A 21,675-nucleotide genomic window follows, 5' to 3' on the forward strand; every position below is an offset into this window, starting at 1 on the left:
AGACCGGAACAGTCTCTGGCGGTTCTTTCAGAACCCCGTTGGGCGAGAGCCAAAGGTGTTCGTAACGGGGCTGCTTGAACAGCAAGGCCCCGATCCGCTAAACATACAGAATCTTATAATTCTACGAAGTAACCGCCTAAACAGAAGGAAACAGAAACCAGATTTATTCGACAGATATCGAACTACCCATCGACTCGGGCAGAAAACATCTGTTGAAATACCAATAATATAAGGGGCTTCCGTATTCAGGTAAATTCTCTATATTATGGGTACAGAGAGCTTGATACCCCATTTTCCCGCAACAAAATTCATGCCAATTGCTAGCAGGTATATCTGGGAAAGAGTTTTGAGGGATTCCGGAGAAGCTAGCGACGAGAACCTATGACAGAGGACACACACCTTCGGGCGGAACTGTATCTTCGGGGCGATACCTACGGCACGTTCGACGCACAGCAGCAGGTGCTCAATCGGGTCAAGCGACTGGAGGCAAACGGTGTGTTCAGCGAGTCGATGGTCGCCGGGGAATGGCAGCGGATCAGGACGATGGCGGAGGACAAGCGCTCGGAAGCCATCCAGACCTACGAGGAGTTCCAGGACTGGGCGGACCGGAACGGCCACTCGCTCAAGCCGGCGTTCGAGCGACGGAATCGGAGCTACGTCGGGATGGACCGCGTCGACGACGTGGTCGTGTTCCCGGTCGTCTCGCTGGCGATCTACGACGGCGACGACCTGGAGGGCGTGTTCCCGTGTTCGGACGACGAACGGACCTACACCGTCGGTGACGCGCTGGAGGCCTTCGAGCGCGGTGACGAGAACTGGCTCGCACAGTTCGATTCGCTGTCGGTTGACCGAACCGAACCGCTGCTAGAACCGGGCGTCGACGCGATAGTCTAACCGCGCAAGGCGTCGACCGGTTCTTCGCTCGCTGCTTTCCAGGCCGGATACAGCCCGCTGACGATGCTCGTCAGCACCCCAAAGGTGAACGCCGCGCCGACGTACCAGGCGTTTGGCAGCCTGAAGACGGCCATCGCGTCACCGACGGCGTAGTGATTGATGGCGAGTCCAGCACCGATACTCAAAACGACACCAGCGATGCCGCCGAGGACGCCAAGCAGCGTCGCTTCCATCAACATCACTTTGAGGACATCCCGCTTCTGGTAGCCGACCGCTCTGAGGACGCCGATCTCTTCCCGGCGCTCAACGGTGGACATCAACATCACGTTGAGAATGGAGATGCCGGCCACGAGCAGCGAGATCGACGCAATGCCGGCGAGGACGGTGTTGATGATCTGGAACTGCTGTTCGATGGTGTCGACGATAGAGCCCAGTTCCTGAACGAACACCCGTTCCTCGCGCTCGTTGAGCGATTCGCGTATCCCCATGGCCGTTTCGTTGGCCGCTGTCCCGGTGGACTCGATGACGTACACCTCCGAGTAGCCGCGCTGGCTGAAGGAGTTCGTCGACATGATGACCCGGTTGTCGGGGTTCGTCGAGGAGAACGGTTCGCCTTCTTCGAGGACGGCCTGAACACGAACGTTAGTGCCGTTGACAGTAATCTGGCTCCCCGGGTGGAGATCGTGTTCATCCGCGACACTCGACCCGACGAGTGCACCGGTCCGGAACGGGGAGACCCGCCCCTCCTGGGCCTCGTACAACTCAGCCGGATTCTCGACGCCATAGATGGTTTCCCGGACCGGATCACCGCGGTTGTACGACACCGGCTCCACACGCGTCATCACCGGCGAGACGGTTGCTGTTGCACTCGCCTCCCGGCGGATCGCACGGATATCGCGCTCGGTGAGTTCGGTGACGTTCTCGCCGGAGTTCGGGTACACCGTGAGCTGGTTCCCGACATCGCCGAGGTTCTGCGTAAAGGAGTACTGAAGGGCGACACCGAACATCCCCAGTGAGGCGATTGCGACAACACCGATGACGATACCGAGCGACGCCAGCAGCGACCGCATCTTCGTCCGCGTGAGGTTGCGCCGCGCCATCAGCGCGGCCGGGAAGAACCTACCCGCCATTCTTCCGTTCCCTCCCGATGGTGCCGTCGACCAGATGGACGGTCCGGTCGACGTATTCGTTGACAAGGTCGTCGTGGGTGACTGCGACGATTGCCACGTCGTCCTCGTCGGCGATACGGCGGAACTCGTCGAGTATCTGCCGCCCGGTCTCGCTGTCGAGGTTACCCGTCGGCTCGTCGGCGAGTACGACCTTCGGGCTGTTGATGAGCGAGCGCGCGATGGCGACGCGTTGCTTCTGGCCGCCGGAGAGTTCGTCTGGCTTGTGGTCGAGTCGCTCACCGAGTCCGAGTCGCTCCAGGAGCGTTCGAGCCCGTTTCGTGACCCCTGGATCGCTGTCCAACAGCAGCGGGACCTCTACGTTCTCGACGGCAGTTAGCGTCGGCAAGAGATAGAAATGCTGGAACACGAAGCCGATCGTCTGTTTGCGGAGCGAGGTCCGTTTGCTGTCACCGAGTCCGGTCACGTCCTGCCCTTCCAGCAGCACGGTTCCTTCCGTCGGCGTATCCAGCAGCCCAAGGATGTTTAGCAACGTCGTCTTGCCACTCCCGCTGGGGCCCATGATCGAGACGAACTCGCCGGGTTCGAGCGCGAAGTCGATGCCCGCCAGTGCGTACAGGGTCTGGCCGCCGGTTCGATAGCGCTTGACCAGCCCCTGTGCGTCGATGACCGTCATACCTCGATATCGTCGTCACCGCGGCGGTACCGGCGCACGAGGACACCGACGACGACCAGCAGCGCCAGACCGCCGGCGACGAACACCGGCAGCATGTTGTTCTGGCTCCCGCCCTCGTTGCCGCCGTCCTGGTCCGGTTGCTGTGCCGCCCCGCCCATCTGATCGATAGCCACATCGAACCGCTGTGTCTTGCGCGTGTCGTCGACGAGGTACGTTACCTCCAGTGGCACCGACGTGGCGTTCCCCTCCGTGCGGGCGTAGACGTTGAAGGAGACGAAGTCGCTGTCCGGGACCGTGCCGACGAAGTAATCGCGGCCCGGCGTGGCCGGCGTTACGGTTTCGGTATCGACGACGCTCACCAGAACGCTGTCGGCATCCGTCGATCCGACGTTGCTCGCACTCCCCGATATCTGGAGCCTGCCGCCCTGTCTGACGACATCGAGACCGGTGAGATCTATCGTTCCCGGGACCGACCGGATCGTCGTTTCGGTGGTGGCCTGCTCCGTCTCGGTGCCGAGGTCGTAGTTGGCCGTGACAGTGGCATCCGCACGAGGTTCGTCCAGGGTGGCGTTCAGCCGCACCTGGCGAGTCGTACTGGCTGAGACGTTCTCAAGCAGCACGCGCTGGAACGTCGCGTTTTCCGAGTCTGCCGCGACCATAACGTCCGTTATCGGGGCGTTAGCCCCGTTTGAGACGGCGACACGCAGTGCGCGATCGGTACCGCTACCGACTGCGGTGGTGTCGAGTTCGACGCTGTTGCGGAGCGGATCCGACTCGATGACCGTCGTTCGGGTCGTGTTACGCGTGGTGTCGCCAGCAATCGTGTAGCTGAGCGTCGCAGTTAGCGAGTGCTCGCCGGCGGAGTCGGGCCGGAACCGGAACGGGGCGGTCATCGACCCGTTTTCCGCGATACTCGATTCGACCGTTCGGCTCTGTGTCATCTCGACGCCCTCGCCCTCGACGGCGACTTCGACGTTCGTTATCCGAGAGTCGAGGCCGTTTGCGACGGTGACTTCGCCGCTGGATTCGATGCCGGCGACGGAGTCGTTGACCGAGAGGTCCATCTGCGGGTGCCGCTCCTGAACGTTCAGTTTCACCGGGTATCTGAGTTCGACGTTGTTGCCGTTCCCCCGGTCACGACCGTACACGATGACGCGGAGGTCCTTGCTCCCCGACGATTCAAAGGAGGCAGTCAGGGGCACTTCCAGCGTGCTGCCCGGCGAAATCGAACCCAGATCCGAGACGCGTTCGTACTCCGTGATACCGCTCCCACCTGCTTTTCGGATCGCGATATCGTTGATTTCGAGCGGGGCGTCGCTGTTCTCGAGGTTTCGCACCGTCGTCTCGAACGTGACGGTTTCGCCCGGTGCTGGTGACGACGGCGACACCTCGACGTTCGAGATCGATGCGTTGACGCTCGCGCCGGCGACCGAGAGCGGCAGCGAGCCGACGACGACCAGACACGCGAGTACAGCCACACCGCGGCGCATCACGCAATCACCTCTACCTGCAGTAGTCGTCTGCCGGCCCAACCACTCATCGGGAGGACGCTATCGGGGACCGTTACCATGTGCGCCGGTCCGTCCCGATCAATGTTAAATATACTGTATATGCCCCGGTGGGAAACTGCTATCACAGCGCCCCTCCCAGCGGTGAACATGCGTGTCATCTGTGCCGGCCACGTCAACTGGGACGTGACGCTCCACGTCGATCAGCTCCCGAAGCCCGACGGCGAGGGGCGCATTACCGACCGGGCACAGTCTAGCGGTGGGAGCGCGGCGAACGTGGCTGTCGCGCTTGCCGGGCTTGATGCCGACCCGCTAGTTCTCGGTAGCGTCGGTCCAGACGACCACGGGACCAAGGCTCGGCGCGAACTGGCGGCGATGGGCGTCGAAACGCTGCTGGTCGAGGCTGACGAGCCGACAGCGGTGAAGTACCTCATCGTGGACGAGAACGGCGATGTGGTGGTGCTTGGAAACGACGGGGCCAACGAGGCGTTCGGGCCGTCGAATCTCCCGGCGGAAACCCTGGCCGAAGCGGATCACCTCCATTTGACAGGTCAGGACCCCGGGACAGCCGCGGCGCTCGCACGCGACGCCGCGACTGCGGATATTCCAGTGAGCTTCGATCCCGGCCGTCGGCTCCCGTTTCGGGATTACTCTGCGGTGCTCCGACATGTCGAGATCCTGTTCTGTAACGGCCCGGAGGCCGACCACGCCAGGGACAGCGGGCTTTTCGAGACAGTGCCGACAGTCGTCGTCAAACACGGAGATTGCGGTGCAACGGCATACACGGACGGGCGGACGATAACGAACGCCGGGTATCCGATAGAACCGGTCGACACCGCTGGCGCGGGAGACGCCTTCGCCGCCGGATACCTCCTCGCCAACGCACAGGAGAGCGACCCGAAGCGGGCGCTCGCCGTCGCCAACGCGTGTGGCGCGCTCGCAACCCGGTCGACCGGCGCACAGGCGTCGCTCGACTGGGAATCAGTATGGAAACTGGTCGACGACGGGCCACCTTCTGAGACCGAGACGCCCTAATCCGCCTGGATCTCCTCGACGAGCCGCTCGAACTGCTGGCGGTACTGGGCTTCGGCGCGAGCGACGGCGAGACCGGACTCGTCAGCGAAGACGGCCTCGAAGCCGGCCATCCGCCACAGGAGCGTCGAGAGCTGATACAGGGGCCGTCGCCGCTCGTAGCCCTCGTCGAACGACATCGGGCGCATCTCACGGTACCCATCGCGGAACGCCGTCCGGAGCGACGTTTGCAGTTCCGGGTCCTGAAACGACGAATCGATGAACAGGAACTCCGTCTGTGCGAGGTTGTACTCGGGTAGCGCCGCGAGCACGTCCTGCCAGTCGAGGACGGCCGTAACCGGCGCATCCGCCGACGGGTCGAACATCAGGTTCGCCGGCCGGAAGTCGTCGTGAACCAGTCGGGGGACGCCGTCTTCCGGCACCATCTCAAGAGCCGGTTCGATGTGGGCCCGCGCTCGCTCGGTCAGGTCCTCGAAGGGCGTTCCATCGAGGTGTGCGAGGTGGGATCTGGTGAGCGTCTCGAAGTACTCCCGCCAGTTGCCCATCCAGTCCCGGACGATGATTCGGTCGTCGTGGAGCGTGAGCCGACCGAACGCCTCGAATCCGATCTCGGAATGCATGTCACCCAGCATTCGGCCGGCCTGTGCTAGCACCCGCTCGCGGTCCTCAGTCGAGAGGCCGGCGAACTCCTCGGCCAGGTTCTCGCCGTGGATGCGCTCAGTCACGAAATACGGTGGCACGTCGGCGTCGGGGTCGTCCTCGTAGACAAGGATGCGCGGAACGGGGACCTCAGTCCGGCTGGCGACGAAGTCGTGGAGACAGGGCTCGACGGCGAACGGGACATCCCCGGGCGGCTTGAACTTCACCACCACCTCGTACGCCTCACCGTTGTGACGTAGCGTCACCATGTAGACATCGCTCTGATGACCGCCACCCGGGGTCTCGAACCGGAACCCCTCGTAGTCCGGTCCCGACTCGTTCAGCACGGCTTCGATGGCCTGTTCCGGAGTCTGCACTGGCATACCGTATATGCGGCGACCAAATAAATCTGTCAATCCCATCGGCGACAGCGACGCCGCCGATGGAGACGCCCTGTCGGCCGTCGTCACCTGGTCAACCGGTCACCAGGAGTGAAACGGCGAAACCGGTCTGGTGTCGTCTGTTACTTCAAAGCGTGCGCCGCCGGCCCTGCTCTCGGTCACCGAGAGGTCCCAGCCGTGGGCGTCGGTGATCTGTGCGACGATAGAGAGGCCGAGGCCGGTATCACCGGTGGCTAGCCGGTCGACCGACAGCACGTCCGCCAGTTCGTCCGGCGAGATTCCGGGGCCGTCGTCGGCGACGTAGAAACCGGTCACTTGGTCGTTGCCTTGCTCACCGACGGTCCCTGTCTCGGCTGTGTCGTCCTCGACAATCGGGCCGACCCAGACGGTCACGTCCTCGCCCGCGTGGTCCGCCACGTTCCGAAAGAGGTTCTCGAACACCTGTTTGAGGCGGGTCTCGTCGCCAAACACAGGTATCGACGCCTCGACCGACAGCGTTGCGTCACGCGTTCTGGCCATCTCCCAGGTCTGCTTAGCAAGGGTCTCAAGGGCCACAGCAGTCCGCTCGTCGACGGCGTACCCTTCCCTGGCGAGCGTCAGCAGGTCGTCGATGAGCGTCTCCATACGAGCGACCCCTTGCTCCGCGTCTTCGAGATGGGACAGGTCACCGGTCTGGCGTGCGAGTTCGAGCCGTCCCTTGACGACGTGGAGTGGGTTCCGCAGGTCATGGGAGACGACACCGATGAACCGCTCCATCCGGTCGCGCTGGACGCGGAGATCGTGCTCGCGCTCGGCTTTCTGCAACGCAGCCTGGATGTGCGTCGCGTACATCCGGGCGAGCCGGACCGTCTCGTCGTCGAACTCGACCGCAGTGAGCGAGCCGATGTTGATGACGCCGTAGTCGTCGATGGGGAGGATTATCTCGCTGCTGACGGACGAATCCGCGTTGTATTGGCTCCGTTCGGCGTCAAGTTCGGAGTACGTCCGCACCTCGTCCTGTTCGAATGCCTCCCAGGAGAGGCTGTTACCTGGACGGTAGGTGACCGGCCAGTCGAACACTTCGTCCGCCCGCTCTGTCGACGCCGCCAGCTGGAGTTCCGAAGCGTCGCTGTCGTACAGCCACAGCGCCCCAAGCGATACGTCGAACACCGACGGAATCTCCGAAATCGCTATGTCACAGATTTCCCGCTCGGACTCCGCGGCGATCAACCGCTGTGTTACATCCTCGAACGAATCGAGGTCGAACGCGACCATTGACTCCCCACCCATCCCGTATAATTCATGCAAGATAGTACATAAAGTCAGGTGATCCGGTGTCACTGAGGGTGAACGTGATAAGCCGCCCCGCCGATGTCGCGGGGTCTTTGTATCCACAGTCCTCACGAAGCGGTATGCGAACGGTCGAAATCGACGGCCTCCCGGTTGGCGACGGCCACCCGACTCGCGTCATGAGCGTGTTAAATATGAGTTCGAACTCCGGGTACAAGCCGAGCGTGTATCTGGACCCGGAGGAGGCCGCCGATGCCATCGAGGAGAACCTCGTTCCCGCCGGCGCAGATATCATCGATGTGGGACTCCAGTCGGCCAACCCCAAATACGAGTCCAAGCCGGTCGAGATGGAGAAAGACCGGCTCCAAGAGGTCGCACCGTTGGTCGACGAACTCGACGCCGACGTGCCGCTCTCGCTTGAAACTCGGTACGCCGAAGTCGCCGAGGAAGCCATCGGGCACGGCTTCGACCTCATCAACGACGTGTGTGGCTTCGCCGACCCGGACATGAAAGGCGTAATCGAGGACCACGACATGCCGGTCGTGAAGATGGCTAGCCCGCCGGATCTGGCTCGACCCGGCGCGCTGAAGACCATCGACGACATCTTCGAGGCGCTCCAGCGCGACGGCTTTACCGACAAGACCATCATCGACCCGGCCTTCGGCGGCTGGTACGACGGCAAGGAGTTCGCGGACAACTGGGAGATGTTCCGCCGCCTCCGGGAGTTTCGCGCCTTCGACCGACCGATGCTCACCGCGACCAACCGCGAGGACTTCCTCGGCGACCTGGCCGACCAGCCCGAGACCGAGAACCAACTGGCCGTCTCGCTCGCCGCAGCGACGATGGAAGTCGAACGCGGCTCGCACATTATCCGCACGCACGACACCCGCGAGACCTACGACGTGGTCAAGGTCGCCGACGCGCTGGGCGACGAACGGACGACCCGCGCCGAAACCGAGCCTGGCCACACCGTAGCGGAGTTGACCGACGTAACACTCCGAGAGGTGGCCCGGCATCAGTCGCTGGGCGAGACGGTCGCCGGCGGCACTGACGACGGCGCGACGCTGACGTTCCTGCTCGGCGACCTGACCGACGACGCCCGCGCGAGCCTCCGCGCCGTCGCCGAGGTGACCGACGTAGTGCTGGTCGAGAAAGACAGCGGCGGGCGCTACGTCGGTGGCTCCGCGGCCGCGCTGAAGGTCGTCGCCGACAGCCTCGCCGAGGACGGCCACCGGGAGCTTGCTGGCGAACTGCGGACCTCGCTGTCCCGGCGCGTCTAACCCGGCCTGTCGTTACGCCAGTTCGTCGTGGAGGTCGTGGAACGACCCGATAGTGAGGTCCGGTTCGCCGGCGAAGGAATCCCACGGGCCGTCGTCGCGGTTGACCCACACACCTTGCATCCCCGCGTGCATCGCGCCGTACACGTCGAAGTACCCCGCAGTGACGTGGGCGATGTCTTCGATATCCGTCTCCGTTCGCTCCGCTGCGTGGCGGTACAGTTCCGCTGCCGGCTTGAACGTCTCAATCTCGTCAGCGCTGACGGTGTCTTCGAGCAGGCCGCCGATGCCGGCGAAATCGACCATGGATTCGAGCATCTCGGGGTTGCCGTTCGAGACGACATAGAGGTCGTAGCCAGCGTCGTAGAGCTTGTTCATGCCGTCACGCACGTCGTCGAACACGTCGAGTTCGTGGTAGACTGCGAGAATCTCGTCGCGTTCCTCCGTCGTGATATCGACGCCGTGGACCTCCAGCGCGTACTGGAGTGCGTCGCGGTTCATCTCGTAGAAGGGCTTGTAGGCGTCGATCTGGTTGGCGAGAAACGTGTAGGCGAGCGAGCGAGAGCGCCAGAGTCGGGAGACGGGCTGGGGGTCAGCCACCCGGTCGGCCAGGGCTTTCTGGGCCGCCTCGACATCGACGATGGTACTGTACGAGTCGAACGTAATCGTCGTCACGTGGTCCGGGTCGAACGGCATAGGCACACGTAGAACCGGCGGCCACATATAGCCGGTCGCCGCTCAGTGTGCAGACATCTCGGAAAGGACGTTGACACAATACACGCCGGCGATGATGAGCAAGATACCGACAGCGCCGGCGATGTCGATAGGCTCATCGAACACGACGATACCGATGGCGGCCACGCCGACGATACCAAGTGCGGCCCAAGTACCGTAGACGACGCCGATGGGGAGGTCCTCCAATGTCAGCGACACCAGGTAGAAGGCCAGGCCGTAGCCGAGGACGACGCCGAGGCTGGGCACCGGGCGTGAGAATCCTTCTGAGAGTTTTAACGACGTTGTCCCGAGCAGTTCGGACACGATAGCGGCTCCGAGGAGGGCATAGGGATTCACGGGTACATTCGCCGACACCTGTGGACAGATATTAGACATTTCGACTGTGGCGGACCGACTGTCGAATCACTGCCGATGCGCTCACAGTCCCGGTGAATAAACCGCGGACAACGGGCCAGACTCCCCCTCTCATGTGGCTTTATCCGCCGTGCGACCCCACTGCGAGCCATGACAGAGGACCATCCGTTTCAGGCCCCGCCGGCAACCGTTTTGGTCGCTGCTCGGTCCGTGGGGGACGACAGATGACAGCGCGGGACATGTATCTCCCGGTCGCTGCACAGCCCTCGGTCGATACGCTGGTCGAAATGAGCCAGCAGGCCGAGGCCAGCGGCTACGACCGGGTCTGGCTCCCTGAAACGTGGGGACGTGATGCAGTGACGACGCTGACCAGCATCGCCGAGCGCACGTCGACAGTCGGCCTCGGGTCCTCCATCCTGAACGTGTACTCGCGGTCGCCGGCGCTGCTGGGTCAGACCGCAGCGACGCTACAGGAAGTGTCGGACGGCCGCTTCCGCGCCGGCGTCGGCCCGTCCGGCCCCATCGTCATCAAGGGCTGGCACGGCAGAGAGTTCGAGAAGCCGCTCAAGTACACGCGGGAGGCCGTCGAGATCATGAAACAGGTCCTCTCCGGCGAGTCGGTTGAGTACGATGGGGACATCTTCTCGCTGTCGGGGTTCCGACTTCGTTGTGAACCGCCCGAACCCGCGCCGTCCGTCGACGCCGGCGGCCTCGGCCCGAAGTCGGTCGAACTCGCCGGGCGCTTCGCCGACGGGTGGCACGCGCTGATGCTGACCGCGGACGGCCTCCGGGACCGATTGGAAGACTTCGAGCACGGGGCGGACCTCGGCGACCGCGACCGGGCTGACCAGCGGGTGACGCTGTCGCTGACCTGCTGTGCGATGGCCGACCGAGAACAGGCCCGCGAACTGGCCCGCCAGCACGTGGCGTTCTATATCGGCGGCATGGGGACGTTCTACCGCGACGCGCTGGCCCGCCAGGGGTACGAGGACACCGCGTACGAAATCGCCGAGCAGTGGGGGTCGGGCGAGAAAGCGGCTGCCGCCGATGCCATCGGCGACGGCCTGCTAGACAGTATTGCCGCTGCCGGCACGCCCGAGGAGTGTCGCGACCGCGTGGCGCAGTTCGAGGCCATCGAGGGAGTCGACGCCGTCAACATCACCTTCCCCCGCGCTGCTGACCGGGAGACTATCGATACGACTATCGACGTGTTAGCGCCCTGAGCCCGGCGACTGGGGTCAATCGCCGCCGACCGACTCGATGGCGTCGCGTCGGCCGTCGAGCACGTCGAAGCGCTCCCCGCGGCGCTGTTCAAGCCAGAAGAGCAGGCGCTCGGCCCACCTGAGTTTCCGGGCCTTTTCTGCAGTCACGGCCGGGTCGTCGAAGTCCCAGCCGGGGAACACCAGCGATGTGGCACCGAAGTGGTCCGCGAGGAACGCGGCGCGGTCGCCGTCGGTGAATCCGCCGTAGTTTTGCACCGGCGGGGCAGGGGTGGCCTGCGTCGTCGGCACGACGAACTCGCTGTCGTAAGCCGGAACATACTCTTCCAGTGCCGGGATATTGTCGCCGTGGGCGTGGACGACGACCGGCGTTCCTTCTGCGGTCAGTTCTCGTCCAGTGTCGGCGTTCTTGTCCAAGTCCGTGACCATACAGTCGACGGCGACGCCTTCCGCCCGGAGGCGGTCGGTAGCCGTCGACGCCGCCAGAACCACGTCGGCGGCAGCCGCCCGGTTGGCTTCGGCTTCGAGTGACGGCCCAGCGCCAGCAACGGCCACCGTCGCGCCGTCGAGTCCGAGGTCGTCCGGGTCGTAGGTTCCGGCGTCGCCGAGCAGATCGACGAACTGGTCGCGGGCCTGTTCGTCGCCGTCGCGGGGATAGCCGAAGTCATCGAGGACGGCCTCGTACACTGGTTCCCAGGTGCGAAACTCCATGTCCTGTCAGAGACCACGCCGTGGACGGGCTTTTGTCTTGTTCACCCTCGCTGTGTCAGGGAGCGGTGGCTCCCGGATTCGCTTCGAACCGCCACACGGCGTGGCTGTCGCTATCGGATTAGTGTCCAGATAAACCGAGTTGAGCCGAAATGGCACGTCCGTGTACCCCTACCCGGGTGCCCTTTCGGCTTTCACCCCTGTCTTTCGAGGCCTCCGGTATAAGTTTTCTCTTACCGTCAGACAGAGAGACGGTTGTCACAGGCTGAGACGACTTGTTACGCTGTTCACAGGAGTCAATAGCCCACGACAGTCTCAAGACGGGGCGGTCCCTACCGGGGGCAAATGGGTCCGGATCTCTCGACGGACGTGCGAGACGGGGCAGTTCCGGACTCGCTGGTGGTCGTCTCGAACCGCGAACCGTACAGTCACGAGCGGGACGACGATGGGGAGATACGGGTCCGGTCCGCAGCTGGCGGGCTGACGAGCGCGCTCGACCCGGTGATGCAGTCACGGGGCGGCACCTGGGTCGCCTGGGCCAGCGGCGACGCGGATATGGCCGTCGCCGACGAGGGCATCGTCACGGTCCCGCCGTCGGACCCCGCATACGACCTGAAACGCGTCCCGCTCTCCGACGCGGCCGTCCAGGGCTACTACTACGGCTACGCCAACCAGGTGCTGTGGCCGCTCTGTCACGAGGACACGGGCCGAATGTGGACCGAACCCGCCTACTGGGAGCAGTATCGTGCTGTCAACGAGCAGTTCGCCGAGGCCGTCGATACAGTCGCCGACGCGGGCCAGCCAGTCTGGTTTCAGGACTACCATCTAGCGCTCGCCCCCAGAGTGGTCCGGGAGCAGCGGCCGGATGCGACGCTGCTGCAGTTCTGGCATATCCCCTGGCCCGCACCGTCAGTGTTCAGCCACTGTCCCCACAGCGACGCGCTCCTCGACGGGCTGCTGGCCTGTGACGTGGTCGGCTTCCACACGGCGGCCTACGCCGAGCAGTTCCTGCACTGTGTCGACAGCGCGTTCCCGGCGGCGACCGTCAACACCGACACCGGCAGCGTGACCTACAACGGCCACGAGACGCGAGCAGTCGCGAATCCGCTCGGCGTCGATGTCGAAGCGGTCCGAGAACGGGCACGGGCCGCTGACGTGGCCAGTATCCGGGACACCGTATTGGGCGACAGCCGCTCGGACCCCTCGATTCGACTCGCGCTCGGCGTCGAACGCCTCGACTACTCGAAGGGGATTCCGGAGCGCATCGAAGCGCTGGCGCATCTCTGGGAGCGTCGGCCGGACCTCCGTGGAGAGTTTACCTACGTGCAGAAAGCGAGCCGAACGCGGGAGGGAATTGCCGCCTATCGCCGGTATCGAGCGGACGTAGTCGACGCCGTCGAGCGCGTCAACGACCGCTTCGGGACCGACGACTGGCAACCCATCGTCTACACCGAGGCCCAACTGGACAACGAGACGCTCGCCGGCCTGTACCGGGCCGCAGAAGTCGCGGTCGTGACGCCTCACCGAGACGGGATGAACCTCGTCGCCCACGAGTACCCGGCGGCCTGCGTCGACGGCGACGGCGCGCTCGTGTTGAGCGAACTGGCCGGCGCGGCGACGCATCTCGACGGCGCGCTGACGGTCAACCCACACGACATCGCCGCGATTGCGGACACAGTTGAAGCGGCGCTGGAACTCGATACGGCAGAAACCCGCACCCGGCTAGAACAGCTTCAGAACAGCGTCGCTGCACTCGACAGTTCTGAGTGGGTCGCTAGGCAGTTCAGCGTCCTCAAATGATCCTACTGCCCGACCATTCCGGTCCTACGCCTCCGATAGCCAGTCCGGTTCCGCGACGGTGGTGTCGTCGACCTTCGAGACGGAGAGCGACAGCGTCACCGTCACCGGTCGACCCTCCCGCTCGGTCGTCACACTGTACTCGAACATTCGGACGACGCCGTCCTCGTCGACGAGGACGGCTGCACTGGCCGACTGTGTCGTCCCGTTGGCCGAGACGTTCGTCGAGACGGCATCGTCGGCTGCGAAACCGGTGACGTTGCTCCCAGCCGCTTCGAACCGCGAGACGCTATCGCCGTCAACCGTCTCTGTTCCGGCGTAGCTCCAGTTGATATCCGAACCCAGCGACTGCAACAGCGAGCGGTCGATGACGCTGCTCTCGTTGACGGGCTGGACCTCGCCCTCGTATGGGGCCGATGCAGAGCGGTAGTCCGTCATCGTGTCGTCGCCGCGGGTGAGAATCCGGCGCTCGGCGGTGGCCTCATCGGTGGTGTAGGTCGTTGTCGCCAGCGTGTCGCCGGTGGCCTGGACCAGTTCGCCTGTCGACAGCGACCGGTCGCTCTCGCGGTCGATGGCGACCGTCCGGTTGATGAACACCGACCGGTTCTCGCCGTCGCGGACCGTCGAGAGCTGGAAGGACAGCGAGGTGGTGAACGACGAGTCGGACAGCGTCTCGAAGTGGCCGCGTTCGATAGCCGCCGCGTCAAACCCGGAGGACCCCGGCGCGGGACCGTTGCCGTCCGCCGGCGTCGTCGTTCCGCCGGTGTCTGTCCCGCCGGTTTCCGGCCCTGAGCCGAGTAGGCCGGTACAGCCGGCGGAGGCTGTCAGTAGAACTACGAGTGCAACCAAGAGATGGCGTCGTTCGAGTGGCATACCGGAGTCACTGTATCGACGGAGTAGTTCGTTATGGCCGTTCAGCTGTCACGTTCTCGCTGGTAGCGGGTTTGCTGGACTGGTCATGGTGGCCAGAGCATCAGCTATCCGTTTCGTGTCGCTCCGTCCGACCAGCGTCAGACGCCCGTCATGCGCTTCATGAGGGTTTAAGACCGACGAAACCGCTATGTAAACCGTGCCTCTCGGCTCCGACCCGCTATCCGAACTCGACATTCCCGACGGGACGACCGTCGAGGAACACGATCTGGTGACCGACGGTGATGTCATCGTCGGCGGCCAGTCCACCGTGGAGTTCGGCGTGCGCGGGCGGACGGTCATCGCCGACGAGCGGGTCCGCTTTGGCGGCCACATCGAAGCCGAAGGTGACTGTCGGCTCGACATGTGGTGTGACGTGGCGGACAACGTGCTGGTCGGCGAGGACGCCTACATCGGCGAACGGGTGCATATCGGCGGCGAACTACGGGTCGCGGGCGACCTGGACATCGGCGACGACGTGGACATCGAGAACGGGTTCGAGGCGAACGGCTGGATCGTCATCCGCAACCCGATGCCGACCATCGTCTTCCTGTTCGTTTACCTCTCACAGCTCCTCCGAATCGGCGAGGAGGACGCGGCCGAGGAAGTCATCGACGAAATGCTGAACGACGGGGACGACGAGCACGACCCAGTCCTCATTCCACGCGGTGCGAGCGTCTCGGACGACGCCTGGCGCGTCTCGACGCCGGCGACGGTCGGCGACGACTGCCGGCTCCACGGCAACATCCGCGCGAAGTCCCTCGAAGTCGGCCGTGACACGGTCGTCTTCGGGAGCCTCCGCGCGAAGGACGATATCGTGGTCGGCCGAGGCACGGAGATCAAAGGGGACGTGACGACTCGCAGCGGCACCGTCCGCGTCGGCCCAGGCGCGAAGATCTGGGGCGACATCTCCGGGACGACCGTCGAACTCCACGAGAACGCGACGGTCGATGGGACGATCCGCACCAGCGAGGAGATGCGGATGCACACCGAGTCGGTGCTTGACCGGCCCGACGAATCCGCGGTCGCGATGGCCGAGATGGCCGAATCTCTCGAAGGGGACACTGACACTACGGAGCCATCTACGACACAGCGCGACGACAGCGCGGACGACGCCGCTCCCGACGACGGGGATGCTGCCGGTGACGACGGTGACGCGGACGGGACAGAGGCCGGGGAGTCCGCGGACACAGAGGCCGGGGAGTCCGCGGACACAGAGGCCGAAGCGACGGAGTAGCCGGTCGGTAGCGGTCTTTCTGCGAACCGAGAGCCCGCTGAGCGGTGGCGTTTCCGTGGCCGCCTGAGAGATGTGCCACTGTTTGTGGGCCCGGAAACTCTTTATCCAGTGCTGAGATGCTGTGCTATGCGACGCGTCATCATCGACACGGACACAGCGGGCGACGACACCCAAGCGATCTTGCTAGCCTGTCTCAGTGACCGGCTTGCTGTCGAGGCGGTCACAGTCGTTGCCGGGAACGTCCCTTTCGACCGGGAAGTCGAGAACGCGAAGTACACGCTCGGTCTCGCTGCTTCCCGCGACGTACCCGTCTACGAGGGCGCGAGACAGCCGCTTGCCAAGGAGTTCGAACACGCGACGTATATCCACGGCGAGGACGGCCTCGGCGGAGACCTGTTTCCCGACACCGACATCGAGTCGGCGGCAGGGTTCGGCCCTGACGAGATCATCGAGCGCTGTCGAGCGAACCCAGGGGAAATCACGCTGCTCTGTATCGGGCCGCTGACCAATCTGGCGCTGGCGTACGCCCGCGAGCCCGAGCTTCCAGACCTCGTCGATGAGGTGTGGGTGATGGGCGGGAACGTCAACTGTGAGGGGAACGTCACCCCCGCCGCGGAGTTCAATCTCTGGGTTGATCCTGACGCCGCCAAACGCGTGTTCGATGCCTTCGAGGTGACGCTCGTCGACTGGGGGCTGTGTCTCCGGGACGCGGTGTTCGGGCCATCGGAGTTCGAAACCGTCTCGGCCTTCGACACTGAACTGGCGTCGTTCTTCAAGTCGGTAACGGAGAAAGCCCGGGCGTTCAATAGCGACGGCCCCAACGATCCCGGATGGACGGCACTCCCGGACAGCGTCACTGCCGCGCTGCTGGCGTATCCGGAGCTTCGAGAGGACGTGTCGACGTATCACGTCGCGGTGGACGACCGTGAGGGCCTCACCCGCGGCTACACGAGCGTCGATGTCAACGGCGTGACCGACGGGGAGCCGAACACGCGCGTCGTGGAATCCGTCGACAGCGAGGCCTTCGAGTCGGTCATGTACTCGCTACTCCGGTCTCGGGACCCTGACGCCGGCCTGCCAGAGTAAGTGGGATGCCGGAGGCCTATCTGTGAACGGTGCCGCACCGCAGATTCCATTTTCCGGTGTGCTGTCATAGCCGTCCCTGCTGTCGAATGCTCTCCTTGGATTTTACTACCGATGGGTGTCATGTCCGGAGCATGACGCTCACAGACCGTCTCGACCAGTACCTCCAGACAGCGAAATTGGAAGCCGTATGGTTCGCCCGACCGAACTCCTTCGCGTGGCTCACCGGCGGCGGTAACAACGTCGTCGACCGAGAAGGCGACATCGGCGTCGCCGCCGCGGGCTATGATGGCGACGAGATTCGAGTCGTCACCGACAACATCGAAGCGCAGCGGTTGCTCGACGAGGAACTCGACAGCGATGTGGCCGTGGAGACGTTCGACTGGCACGCGGAGTCGCTGGCTGACGCCGTGGCAGAAGCGAGTCCGACCCCTGCGGCGGCGGATTTCGACGTGGCTGGCTTCGAGTCGGTCGACGCCACACAGCTCCGCCAGCCCCTGACCGACGCACAGATCGAGCAGTACCGTGAACTCGGTCGGGACACAGCGGAAGCAGTCGAGACCGTCGCGCGGAACGTGGAGCCGTCACACACCGAACTCGACGTGACTGCGGGGCTGCGGCGGGAGCTCGAAAGCCGAGGCATCGCCACGCCGGTCGTCCTCGTCGGCAGCGCAGAGCGCGCGCAGTCCTACCGACACTACACGTCGACCGACGCCGAACTCGGCGACTACGCGCTCATGTCGGTGACCGCTCAGCGCAACGGCCTGCACGTCAGCACTACCCGCGCGGTCGCGTTCGATCCGCCGGAATGGTTCGGGGAGCGGACCCGCAAGGCCACCAGAGTCGAGACATCGGCGCTGGCCGCGACACAGGCGGTCGGCCAGGAGGGCGGCACAGCGGGTGACGTGTTCGCCGCCGTTCAGGACGCCTACGCCGAGGTCGGCTGGGAAGGCGAGTGGCAGAACCACCACCAGGGCGGCGCTGCGGGGTTCGCCGGCCGCGAGTGGATCGCCACGCCCGGCCACGAGGCCGAGATCGTGCTGCCCCAGGGCTACGCCTGGAATCCGACTATCGCCGGCGCGAAGAGCGAGGACACACACCTCGTCACAGCTGAGGATGTCGAACTGCTGTCGACGACTGGCGACTGGCCGACCGAGACGGTCGAGGCTGTCGGCTACGATCTCGAACTGCCGCGACACACGGTACTGGAACTGTAGCGACGCTGGAAACCGCTCCCAAGGCGTTTACAACGGGTGTTGTATGAACCCGTAGCTTTAAGGAAAACGTCAGGCTACCTCTGTGTATGACCGCAGGACGCGCCTGGTGGAAGGAAGCGGTCGTCTACCAGATTTACCCACAGAGCTTCAACGACAGCGACGGCGACGGCGTCGGTGACCTCCAGGGTATCATCGAGCGACTGGACTACGTCGCCGACCTCGGCGTCGATGTCATCTGGCTCAACCCCGTATATCAGTCACCGCAGGCTGACAACGGTTACGACATCAGCGACTACCGCGCCATCCACGAGGCGTACGGCACACTCGATGACTGGGAGGAACTGCTGGCGGAGATTCACGACCGTGACATGAGACTCGTCATGGACCTCGTGGTCAATCACACCTCCGACGAACACGAGTGGTTCCAGCGCTCACGCCGGGACGAGGACGGGTACCGCGACTACTACATCTGGCGCGAGGGCGACAGGGACGAGGACGGTAACCCTGTCCCCCCGAACAACTGGACCAGCGGTTTCGGCGGCTCCGCGTGGACCTACGACGAGGAGGTGGGGGAGCAGTACCTCCACCTGTTCCACGAGAAGCAACCGGACCTGAACTGGGAAAATCCCGAGGTTCGGTCGGACATTTATGAGATGATTGAGTGGTGGCTGGAGAAGGGTATCGACGGTTTCCGGATGGACGTTATCAATCTCATCTCCAAGCCCGAAGGGCTCCCCGACGGCGACCCGGATTCAGGGTGGGTCGGCATCGAGCACTTCGCTGACGGCCCCCGGACACAGGAGTTCTTCGACGAGATGGCCGCCGAGACGTTCGACGACTACGACTCGATGACCGTCGGCGAGTGTGTCGACATCGACGTTGACACGGCCGGCGACTACGTCAGCGCTGACGGACCGCTGGACATGGTGTTTCACTTCGAACACATGCAACTCGACCAGCAGGACGGGTGGTGGTCAATCGAGGACTGGTCGCTGCCCGACCTGAAGGCGGTGATGGCCGAGTGGCAGACCGACCTCGACGGCTGGAACACGGTCTATCTGGGCAACCACGACCAGCCCCGAATCGTCTCCCGCTTCGGTGACGACGGGGACTACCGCGAGGAATCGGCGAAACTGCTGGCGACGCTCCTGCTCACACATCAGGGAACGCCGTTCCTGTTCCAGGGTGACGAAATCGGCATGACGAACTGTCCGTGGGAGTCCTTCGAGGAGATGCGAGACGCAGACGCGACGAACCGTGTCCGACTCGCTCTGGAATCGGGCGACATCGAGGACTACGACGAGGCCCGCGATGTCGTCGAGTTCCGTTCGCGTGACAACGCTCGGACGCCGATGCAGTGGGACGACTCGCAAAACGCCGGCTTCACCGACGGCGACCCCTGGATAAAAGTCAATCCGAACTACGAGGACATCAACGTCGCTGCGGCCGAAGCACGCGAGGACGGAATCCTGTCGTACTACCGTGACCTCATCGACCTGCGGAGTGACCTGGACGTACTCGTCTACGGGGAGTACGAACTGCTACTCCCCGACCACGAGTCGGTGTACGCCTACCGGCGGACGCTCGATGACCCGGCGGTCGACGTGGACGACGTACTCGTCGTACTGAACGTTTCACCGGCAGAGACAAGCGTCTGTGTCCCGGTCGACGCCGACGCCTCGTTCCTGTTCGGGAACGAACTGGACGGATCGGACGATGCCACGGACCACCACGAGGGCACCGACCTGCACCTGCGACCGTACGAGGCGCGTCTCTACGAACTCTCATAGGACAATGACGACAGTTCAGATGCTCTCCGACGACGAACTGAACAGAGCCTGGTGGAAGGAAGCGGTCGTCTACCAGATCTACCCCCGGAGTTTCAACGACAGCGACGGGGACGGTATCGGCGACCTACGGGGGACCATCGAACGGCTGGACTACGTCGCCGACCTCGGCGTCGATGTCATCTGGCTCAATCCGGTGTACGACTCCCCCCAGAAGGACAACGGCTACGACATCAGCGATTATCAGGCGATCTACGGCGAGTTCGGAACGATGGCCGACTGGGAAGCGCTCTTAGCGGAAGTCCACGACCGGGATATGCGACTGGTCATGGACCTCGTCGTCAACCACACCTCGGACCAGCACGAGTGGTTCCAGAAGTCCCGCCAGCGCGACCCGGAATACGAGGACTACTACATCTGGCGGGATGGCGGTACGGACGAGCACGGCAATCGAACGCCGCCGAACAACTGGGAGTCCTTTTTCGGTGGCTCCGCCTGGGAGTACGACGCTGAACGCGGCGAGTACTTCCTGCACCTGTACGACACCTCCCAGCCGGACCTGAACTGGCGCAACGACGCCGTTCGACGGGACATCTTCGACACCATCGAGTGGTGGCTGGAGAAGGGTATTGACGGCTTCCGGATGGACGTTATCAACCTCCTCTCGAAAGTCAAGGGGCTGCCCGACGGCGACCCCGACAGCGAGTGGATCGGGGCCGAGCATTTCATCGATGGACCGGCGATGCTGTCGTATCTCGAAGCCATGGACGAGGAAGTGCTGTCGGACTACGACGTGATGACCGTCGGCGAGATGCCCCAACTGACCGTCGAGTCGGCCCGCGAGTACGCCGGCGCTGACGGCCCGCTGGACATGGCGTTTCACTTCCAGCACACGAAGCTGGACTACGACGACGGGGAGCGCTGGAGCGTCGGCGACTGGAGCCTGCCGGAGCTGAAACGTCTCACCGACCGCTGGCAGAACGGACTGGCGGCGGACGGCTGGAACACGCTCTACTGGGAGAACCACGACCAGCCCCGGAGTGTCTCCCGCTACGGCGACCCCGAGAACTACCGCCGAGAGTCGGCGAAGCTGCTGGGGACGTTCATCCTCACACTCCGCGGGACGCCCTACATCTACCAGGGCCAGGAACTCGGGATGACCAACGCCGACTGGGAGACGATGGACGACCTCCGTGACGTGGACGCCATCAACCACGCGCGGGAACTGCTCGACCGGGACGGCGTCGAGGACTACGACGACGTGAAAGACATCGTCGGCTACCGGACCCGCGACAACGCCCGGACGCCGATGCAGTGGGACGACTCGCACAACGCCGGCTTCACCGATGGCGATCCCTGGATTCAGGTCAATTCGAACTACGAGGCGGTCAACGCCGCCGACCAGCGAGCGGACGAGGACTCCGTTTACAGCTACTACCGACGGCTCATTCAGTTGCGCTCGGACCGCGACGTGCTGGTGTACGGTGATTACATGGGCCTGCTGCCCGACCACGAGAGCGTCTTCGCCTACACGCGGTCGCTTGCGACGGAAGACCGAACCGAGCGAATGCTCGTCGTCCTGCACTTCGACGGCGACACCGAGACCGTCGACCTCCCGGTCGACTACGTGGACGCGACGCTGGTAGAGAGCAACTACGACCACGACGACGCGGACCCGGGGACGGTGACGCTGGCACCCTACGAGGCTCGCGTCTACGAGCTGTTCGACTGAGTCTCCCTCGTCGGTCCGGGCTAGTCTCGTCCCCGAAAGAAGCACAGATTGAAGACGCGCCCGTCACCACCAG

Annotated in this window: 19 protein-coding genes; 10 read left to right on the forward strand and 9 right to left on the reverse strand. The window is 64.0% G+C overall.

Translation table 11 applies throughout. The features are described from left to right. The first annotated feature begins 381 nt into the window (after window positions 1–381). The gene (locus tag Harman_RS03450; RefSeq protein WP_137682418.1) at window positions 382–894 is read left to right on the forward strand and encodes an HTH domain-containing protein; all 513 of its coding nucleotides are present in this window, start codon (window positions 382–384) and stop codon (window positions 892–894) included. Here Harman_RS03450 and Harman_RS03455 read toward each other — a convergent pair. The 3 genes from Harman_RS03455 to Harman_RS03465 are packed head-to-tail and all read right to left on the reverse strand — an operon-like array spanning window position 891 to window position 4,187. Beyond that, on the reverse strand, window positions 891–2,024 hold the full coding sequence (locus Harman_RS03455; RefSeq protein ID WP_137682419.1) for an ABC transporter permease: 1,134 nt from the start codon (window positions 2,022–2,024) through the stop codon (window positions 891–893). The genes Harman_RS03450 and Harman_RS03455 overlap by 4 nt on opposite strands. After that, window positions 2,014–2,697: an ABC transporter ATP-binding protein gene (locus Harman_RS03460; protein ID WP_137682420.1), complete on the reverse strand. Its 684-nt coding sequence runs from the start codon at window positions 2,695–2,697 to the stop codon at window positions 2,014–2,016. Before Harman_RS03460 ends, Harman_RS03455 begins: the two co-directional genes overlap by 11 nt. Beyond that, window positions 2,694–4,187: a hypothetical protein gene (locus Harman_RS03465; RefSeq protein WP_137682421.1), complete on the reverse strand. Its 1,494-nt coding sequence runs from the start codon at window positions 4,185–4,187 to the stop codon at window positions 2,694–2,696. Before Harman_RS03465 ends, Harman_RS03460 begins: the two co-directional genes overlap by 4 nt. A 168-nt stretch (window positions 4,188–4,355) precedes the next feature. Between Harman_RS03465 and Harman_RS03470 the strand changes: the two genes are divergently transcribed. Then, a complete protein-coding gene (locus tag Harman_RS03470; RefSeq protein ID WP_137682422.1) occupies window positions 4,356–5,240 on the forward strand; it encodes a carbohydrate kinase family protein in 885 nt (294 codons plus the stop codon). Here Harman_RS03470 and Harman_RS03475 read toward each other — a convergent pair. Both Harman_RS03475 and Harman_RS03480 read right to left on the reverse strand, forming a co-directional pair. Beyond that, window positions 5,237–6,253: a phosphotransferase family protein gene (locus Harman_RS03475; protein WP_137683121.1), complete on the reverse strand. Its 1,017-nt coding sequence runs from the start codon at window positions 6,251–6,253 to the stop codon at window positions 5,237–5,239. The genes Harman_RS03470 and Harman_RS03475 overlap by 4 nt on opposite strands. A gap of 105 nt (window positions 6,254–6,358) precedes the next feature. Further along, the gene (locus Harman_RS03480; protein ID WP_137682423.1) at window positions 6,359–7,546 is read right to left on the reverse strand and encodes a sensor histidine kinase; all 1,188 of its coding nucleotides are present in this window, start codon (window positions 7,544–7,546) and stop codon (window positions 6,359–6,361) included. A 122-nt stretch (window positions 7,547–7,668) separates the two neighbouring features. Between Harman_RS03480 and Harman_RS03485 the strand changes: the two genes are divergently transcribed. Then, on the forward strand, window positions 7,669–8,826 hold the full coding sequence (locus tag Harman_RS03485) for a dihydropteroate synthase (protein ID WP_137682424.1): 1,158 nt from the start codon (window positions 7,669–7,671) through the stop codon (window positions 8,824–8,826). Window positions 8,827–8,838: 12 nt separating this feature from the next. On the opposite strand, the gene Harman_RS03490 is transcribed toward Harman_RS03485, so the two are convergent. Both Harman_RS03490 and Harman_RS03495 read right to left on the reverse strand, forming a co-directional pair. Further along, window positions 8,839–9,519 carry a haloacid dehalogenase type II gene (locus Harman_RS03490; RefSeq protein ID WP_137682425.1) on the reverse strand — a complete coding sequence of 227 codons (681 nt, stop codon included), beginning with the start codon at window positions 9,517–9,519 and terminating at the stop codon, window positions 8,839–8,841. A gap of 42 nt (window positions 9,520–9,561) precedes the next feature. Continuing rightward, entirely contained in the window at window positions 9,562–9,894 is a 333-nt protein-coding gene (locus tag Harman_RS03495) for a DMT family transporter (RefSeq protein ID WP_137683122.1), read from the reverse strand. A 242-nt stretch (window positions 9,895–10,136) separates the two neighbouring features. Between Harman_RS03495 and Harman_RS03500 the strand changes: the two genes are divergently transcribed. Further along, entirely contained in the window at window positions 10,137–11,135 is a 999-nt protein-coding gene (locus Harman_RS03500) for a TIGR04024 family LLM class F420-dependent oxidoreductase (protein ID WP_137682426.1), read from the forward strand. A gap of 15 nt (window positions 11,136–11,150) precedes the next feature. Here Harman_RS03500 and Harman_RS03505 read toward each other — a convergent pair whose 3' ends face one another. Further along, the gene (locus Harman_RS03505; protein WP_137682427.1) at window positions 11,151–11,843 is read right to left on the reverse strand and encodes a 6-hydroxymethylpterin diphosphokinase MptE-like protein; all 693 of its coding nucleotides are present in this window, start codon (window positions 11,841–11,843) and stop codon (window positions 11,151–11,153) included. Window positions 11,844–12,185: 342 nt separating this feature from the next. Between Harman_RS03505 and Harman_RS03510 the strand changes: the two genes are divergently transcribed. Further along, window positions 12,186–13,640 carry an alpha,alpha-trehalose-phosphate synthase (UDP-forming) gene (locus Harman_RS03510; protein WP_137682428.1) on the forward strand — a complete coding sequence of 485 codons (1,455 nt, stop codon included), beginning with the start codon at window positions 12,186–12,188 and terminating at the stop codon, window positions 13,638–13,640. A gap of 24 nt (window positions 13,641–13,664) precedes the next feature. Here Harman_RS03510 and Harman_RS03515 read toward each other — a convergent pair whose 3' ends face one another. Continuing rightward, entirely contained in the window at window positions 13,665–14,510 is an 846-nt protein-coding gene (locus Harman_RS03515; protein ID WP_137682429.1) for a DUF7537 family lipoprotein, read from the reverse strand. Window positions 14,511–14,706: 196 nt separating this feature from the next. Here Harman_RS03515 and Harman_RS03520 point away from each other — a divergent pair, with 196 nt between their 5' ends. The 5 genes from Harman_RS03520 (at window position 14,707) to Harman_RS03540 (ending at window position 21,602) form a co-directional block, all read left to right on the forward strand. Beyond that, a complete protein-coding gene (locus tag Harman_RS03520) occupies window positions 14,707–15,783 on the forward strand; it encodes a polymer-forming cytoskeletal protein (RefSeq protein ID WP_137682430.1) in 1,077 nt (358 codons plus the stop codon). Window positions 15,784–15,909: 126 nt separating this feature from the next. Then, complete coding sequence (locus Harman_RS03525) at window positions 15,910–16,869, forward strand: nucleoside hydrolase (protein WP_137682431.1); 960 nt, start codon at window positions 15,910–15,912, stop codon at window positions 16,867–16,869. A 131-nt stretch (window positions 16,870–17,000) separates the two neighbouring features. Continuing rightward, on the forward strand, window positions 17,001–18,083 hold the full coding sequence (locus Harman_RS03530; protein WP_137682432.1) for a M24 family metallopeptidase: 1,083 nt from the start codon (window positions 17,001–17,003) through the stop codon (window positions 18,081–18,083). An 86-nt stretch (window positions 18,084–18,169) separates the two neighbouring features. Further along, a complete protein-coding gene (locus tag Harman_RS03535; RefSeq protein WP_137682433.1) occupies window positions 18,170–19,873 on the forward strand; it encodes an alpha-glucosidase in 1,704 nt (567 codons plus the stop codon). A 4-nt stretch (window positions 19,874–19,877) separates the two neighbouring features. Then, the gene (locus Harman_RS03540) at window positions 19,878–21,602 is read left to right on the forward strand and encodes a glycoside hydrolase family 13 protein (protein WP_137682434.1); all 1,725 of its coding nucleotides are present in this window, start codon (window positions 19,878–19,880) and stop codon (window positions 21,600–21,602) included. The last annotated feature ends 73 nt before the right edge of the window (window positions 21,603–21,675 follow it).

This window comes from Haloarcula mannanilytica (assembly GCF_005406125.1).
Lineage (GTDB): Archaea > Halobacteriota > Halobacteria > Halobacteriales > Haloarculaceae > Haloarcula > Haloarcula mannanilytica.

Bases quoted from the DNA above. Each gene is read 5' to 3' on its own strand.
- Harman_RS03485 (WP_137682424.1), top strand. From the start codon at position 7,669: ATGCGAACGGTCGAAATCGACGGCCTCCCGGTTGGCGACGGCCACCCG.
- Harman_RS03450 (WP_137682418.1), top strand. From the start codon at position 382: ATGACAGAGGACACACACCTTCGGGCGGAACTGTATCTTCGGGGCGAT.
- Harman_RS03525 (WP_137682431.1), top strand. From the start codon at position 15,910: ATGCGACGCGTCATCATCGACACGGACACAGCGGGCGACGACACCCAA.
- Harman_RS03515 (WP_137682429.1), bottom strand. From the start codon at position 14,510: ATGCCACTCGAACGACGCCATCTCTTGGTTGCACTCGTAGTTCTACTG.
- Harman_RS03510 (WP_137682428.1), top strand. From the start codon at position 12,186: ATGGGTCCGGATCTCTCGACGGACGTGCGAGACGGGGCAGTTCCGGAC.
- Harman_RS03465 (WP_137682421.1), bottom strand. From the start codon at position 4,187: ATGCGCCGCGGTGTGGCTGTACTCGCGTGTCTGGTCGTCGTCGGCTCG.
- Harman_RS03505 (WP_137682427.1), bottom strand. From the start codon at position 11,843: ATGGAGTTTCGCACCTGGGAACCAGTGTACGAGGCCGTCCTCGATGAC.
- Harman_RS03500 (WP_137682426.1), top strand. From the start codon at position 10,137: ATGACAGCGCGGGACATGTATCTCCCGGTCGCTGCACAGCCCTCGGTC.
- Harman_RS03490 (WP_137682425.1), bottom strand. From the start codon at position 9,519: ATGCCGTTCGACCCGGACCACGTGACGACGATTACGTTCGACTCGTAC.
- Harman_RS03460 (WP_137682420.1), bottom strand. From the start codon at position 2,697: ATGACGGTCATCGACGCACAGGGGCTGGTCAAGCGCTATCGAACCGGC.
- Harman_RS03540 (WP_137682434.1), top strand. From the start codon at position 19,878: ATGACGACAGTTCAGATGCTCTCCGACGACGAACTGAACAGAGCCTGG.
- Harman_RS03480 (WP_137682423.1), bottom strand. From the start codon at position 7,546: ATGGGTGGGGAGTCAATGGTCGCGTTCGACCTCGATTCGTTCGAGGAT.
- Harman_RS03530 (WP_137682432.1), top strand. From the start codon at position 17,001: ATGACGCTCACAGACCGTCTCGACCAGTACCTCCAGACAGCGAAATTG.
- Harman_RS03455 (WP_137682419.1), bottom strand. From the start codon at position 2,024: ATGGCGGGTAGGTTCTTCCCGGCCGCGCTGATGGCGCGGCGCAACCTC.
- Harman_RS03535 (WP_137682433.1), top strand. From the start codon at position 18,170: ATGACCGCAGGACGCGCCTGGTGGAAGGAAGCGGTCGTCTACCAGATT.
- Harman_RS03470 (WP_137682422.1), top strand. From the start codon at position 4,356: ATGCGTGTCATCTGTGCCGGCCACGTCAACTGGGACGTGACGCTCCAC.